3 protein-coding genes and 2 pseudogenes are annotated in these 4,275 nt (G+C 66.9%); 3 read left to right on the top strand and 2 right to left on the bottom strand.

The window, feature by feature from the left end:
- Positions 1-843: acyl-CoA dehydrogenase family protein (locus ACWDU1_RS30160; RefSeq protein ID WP_450003667.1), on the bottom strand; the 843-nt coding region annotated here is incomplete at its 3' end.
- Positions 844-985: 142 nt separating this feature from the next.
- On the opposite strand from ACWDU1_RS30160, the gene ACWDU1_RS30155 reads away from it, so the two are divergent.
- From ACWDU1_RS30155 to ACWDU1_RS30145, 3 genes and pseudogenes are all read left to right on the top strand, one after another.
- Positions 986-2,275, top strand: coding sequence for a cytochrome P450 (locus tag ACWDU1_RS30155; protein WP_450003665.1), 1,290 nt, complete (start codon positions 986-988; stop codon positions 2,273-2,275).
- A 5-nt stretch (positions 2,276-2,280) separates the two neighbouring features.
- On the top strand, positions 2,281-2,484 hold the full coding sequence (locus ACWDU1_RS30150; protein WP_450003663.1) for a ferredoxin: 204 nt from the start codon (positions 2,281-2,283) through the stop codon (positions 2,482-2,484).
- A gap of 1,059 nt (positions 2,485-3,543) precedes the next feature.
- Positions 3,544-3,999, top strand: a pseudogene (locus ACWDU1_RS30145) (sugar O-acetyltransferase); the annotation flags it as partial.
- Positions 4,000-4,095: 96 nt separating this feature from the next.
- Here ACWDU1_RS30145 and ACWDU1_RS30140 read toward each other — a convergent pair.
- Positions 4,096-4,275: pseudogene (locus ACWDU1_RS30140) on the bottom strand (hypothetical protein); the annotation flags it as partial.

Raw genomic sequence — 4,275 nt, 5'->3', positions numbered from 1 at the left:
CTGATAGGAGTTCAGCGGGCGGCCGAAGGTGAAACGGTCGGCCAGCCAGCCCAGGGTGGCGTCGACGGCCTTGTCGGTGGCACCGACCGTCTCCGCGGCGGTGAGCACCGCCGCGGTATGCAACTGGGCGCGGATCGCGGCCGTCGCGGCGGCGCCGGTATGCGTGACGGCCTCGGCGGGTACCGCCACCGAATCGAAATCGACCCGGGCCGTGCGCCGGACCAGATCCAGCGTCCAGGTCGGGGTGATCGAGACGCCGGGGGCGTCCGCGGGAACCAGTACCTGAACGGGTCCTTCCGGACCGCGGGCCGTCACCAGGAAGGTATCGGCGCGGTCGCCCGATTCGACGCGATCCTTGGCGCCGGTCACGCGGTACCCGGTACCGGCGGCGACCGCCGTCACCGTATCGGCGGCGGCTTCGAGGCCGGTGAGCGCGGCGATGATGTCCATCCCGCGACCGGGTTCGTAGATCGCCCACGAGGCGATCCGTGTGCCCGCGGCGATCTCCCCCACCGTCTCGCCGAATCCCTCGCCCACATCGGCGAGACCGGCCAGCACCGCGTTGGTCGTCACGAAGGGGCCCGGCGCGCACGCGCGGCCGAGTTCGGTGGCCACCAGCGCCAGTTCGGTGAGCGGACGCCCGGAAATCGTTCCGCCGCCGTATTCTTCGGCGACCAGCATCGCGGTCCAGCCCAGTTCGGTGGCCGAACGCCACCAGTCCGCCTCGAATCCGGCCCCGGACTCGCCGAGCGCGCGCACGGTCGCGACCGGCACGGTCCCGGCCAGGAATTCCCGGGTCGTCTGCTGGAAGAGCCGCTGGTCAGCGGTGAGATCGAGGTTCATGATGTCCGGTCCTCCGGTTGACGCACGGCACGCCGTGTGGAAATCTCATACTCACAGATGAGAGTTATATTCTCAAATGCGAAAGTCAACCGGCGGAGCTGCTCGTGGCGGTAGGAGCCGGCGAAGCGAAGGGACCCGTCACGTGAAAAATTTCGAGGATCTCGATTTCTTCCTCGGCCAGGAGCTGGTAGCCGACCCCTACCCATACTTCCAGGCGCTTCGTGATAAATGTCCGGTTACCCGGGAACAGCATCACAACGTCATGATGGTCACCGGGTACGACGAAGCGCTCGAGATCCTCAACGACGCCGAGCAGTACTCCTCGTGCATCTCGGTGACCGGCCCGTTCCCCGGTTTCCCGGTGCCCATCGACGAAACCTCGGATGTGGACGCCCTCATCGCCGAGCACCGCGATACGCTGCCGCTCAGCGATCAGCTGCCCACCCTGGATCCGCCCACCCATACCGCGCATCGCGGTCTGCTCATGCGGCTGATCACCCCCAAACGCCTCAAGGAGAACGAAGAGGCGATGTGGGATATGGCCGATAAGGTCCTCGACGACTATCTCGCGCCCGGAAAGGGCGATCTGATCCGGGATTTCGCCGGGCCCTTCACGCTCTACATCATCGCCGATCTGCTCGGCGTCCCCACCGAGGACCAGCAGGAATTCCTCAACGCTCTCCAGCGCGACCCGCACCGCACCGAAACCGTGGGCAGCACCGAGGGTGAAGGCGGAATGTCGCACAACCCCATCGAATTCCTCTACGCCAAATTTTCCGCATACATCGACGATCGGCGCGCCAACCCGCGCGCCGACGTGCTCACCAGCCTCGCCGAAGCCACCTTCCCGGACGGCAGCCAACCGGAGGTGCTCGACGTGGTGCGGGTGGCGGCCAACCTGTTCTCGGCCGGGCAGGAAACCACCGTCCGGCTGCTGTCCTCGGCGCTGAAAATGATCGCCGAGGACGCGGAACTGCAGCAGTGGCTGCGCGCGGACCACGAGCGCATCAACAACTTCATCGAAGAGATGCTGCGCATGGAGAGCCCGGTGAAGGGCGATTTCCGGATGGCGAAGAAGACCACCACGGTCGCCGGTGTCGAGGTTCCCGCCGGCACTGTCCTGATGCTCGCCAACGGTGGCGCCAACCGCGACCCCCGCCGGTTCGAGAATCCGGACACCTTCGACGCCCAGCGGTCCAACGCCCGCTCCCATATCGCCTTCGGCCGCGGCATCCACACCTGCCCCGGCGCCCCGCTGGCCCGAGCCGAGGCGAAGGTCGCGATCAAACGGCTGCTCGAGCGCACCACCGATATCCGCATCGACGAAAGCGTGCACGGCCCGGCGGACAATCGCGACTACACGTACCTGCCGACGTTCATCCTGCGCGGAATCACGTCGCTGCACCTGGAATTCGACCGCACGGAAGGGTAGGTCCCATGAAGGTCATCGTCGACGCGGACTCCTGTAAAGGCCACGGTATCTGCACCACGCTGTGCTCGGAGGTCTTCACACTCAACGACTACGGCTACGCCGAGGCCATCGACACCGAGATCCCGGCGGATCTCGAGGAGGCGGTCACCACCGCCAAGGACGCCTGCCCGGAGTGGGCGATCAAAATCGTCGACGAGACCGCCGGCTAGGGTCGCGGGCACAGGCGGGCGGGCCCGGCGATCGGGTTCCCGCCGGCGAGACCCGCACTTCGATCCGGCCCGCGGATACGGGCCGGATCGACCCGTTCCGGAGGACGGCCCGTCGGGCAGGACGGCCGTCAGGGGGACTCAGAAAGCGCGAATGCTGCGCGGAGACCCGTACCGGGAAACGACCCGAGCTGGTCGCCGCGCCTGCCAACGGCTGCTCGACAGGTTCAACGCGACGCTGTCGGGCGACGAACTCACGCGCCACGGCCACAAAATCGTTCACCACTGCAGTGGAGCTCTGTGGGGAACCGCACCCGGCGCCGCAACGAACCTCTCACTCCGTAGCCGACTTGTGTCCCGCGCCTATGTGTACAGGTTGGCTACGGCACTAAGTTTCGGAGTCGATCATGGAAGGCCTCCGGTTTCTCCCGCGGACTGCTGGAACAGTGCGAAGCTCGCAGAACATCCGGGCAAGCGCCCGAATGATGCCCGGTCGATCTTCGGGTTGAGTTCCGCGAAGCGCGTAGATGAAGATCACCACTCGGGAAAGTGCGGCGAACATCGCCGAAGCTGCTGCGATGACTGCGACCGATTCCATTCGGACACCTCGTCCTCCCTCTGCTCGAGATCGAGAGGACATGATGTGTCCTCAGCTCGACCAGAACATGCCTGGTAGAGCCAAGGTCAACCTTCTCCTCTGCGAAGCCCGAAAGGATTGGACGTTGGCGGTGGAGCACCGTGCCCGGCACTCGCGGTTGCGGGGTTCTGGCGACCTCCCTTTCGCCAGTCGCCAAGGTTAGCGATCAAGCACCGGGGCCGCAAATGCGCCACCGAGGGGTCTCGATCAGTCTGCTGCCCACCTCGGTAGCCGCGGTCGTCTGGGCCTGAGCGCAGCCGGTCCGGAACAGGCCCCAGCCCTGGCGCGTAGTGGTCGCCAGGGTCGCGGGCACAGGCGGGCGGACCCGGCGATCGGGTTCCCGCCGGCGAGACCCGCACTTCGATCCGGCCCGCTGATACGGGCCGGATCGACCCGTTCCGGAGGACGGCCGGCCGGGACCCGCGCGCCACGAGATCCTCGGGAAACTGCTCGGATCCATCGGTGCCGGATCGTGGATCATGCCGCGATTCCAGTGCGATTACGGCTATCTCATCGAGCTGGGCAGCAACAGCTTCCTGAACTACGACGCGATCGTCATGGATTGCGCCCCGGTCGTCATCGGCGACGACGTATCCATCGGTCCCCGAGCCCAGCTGCTGACTGCCCTGCATCCGATGGACGACCACGAACTACGCCGGCAACGCTGGGAAACCGCCGCGCCGATCACCATCGGCGACAATGTCTGGCTGGGCGGCGGCGTCATCGTCTGCCCCGGGGTCACGATCGGCGCGAACACGGTCGTCGGGGCCGGGAGCGTGGTGACGAAGGATCTCCCGGCGCGAATCTTCGCCGCGGGCAACCCCTGCCGCAAGATCCGCGATCTCCCGGGCCACCGATCCGGACCGCGATCTCCGCGCTGACCACCGGCGAGTGGCCCGGACGGTCTCGGCAGGAATCCGCGAGGTGTTCGGCGCCCGGGATCACGACGGGTAGCGGGCCCGAAATCCTTCGAGTACCTATTCGCCGCTCCACCGCGGCGGTCGTTTCGCCGCGAATGCCGCCGGACCTTCCTGGGCGTCCGCGCTGCGGTAGGCGCGGGCCGCGGAATGGCGGGCCGCCTGCAGAGCCGCGGATCGGCCCATCTCGGTGGACAACATGACGGTCTCCCGGGCCGCCTCGCCATCGACACCGAACGC

This window comes from Nocardia sp. NPDC003345, assembly GCF_053589395.1.
Note: the sequence above shows the minus strand (reverse complement) of the source record. Positions and strands in the feature narration are given on the sequence as shown.

Excerpts from the sequence above, each read along its gene's own strand:
- ACWDU1_RS30150 (WP_450003663.1), top strand. The coding sequence starts at position 2,281 with ATGAAGGTCATCGTCGACGCGGACTCCTGTAAAGGCCACGGTATCTGC.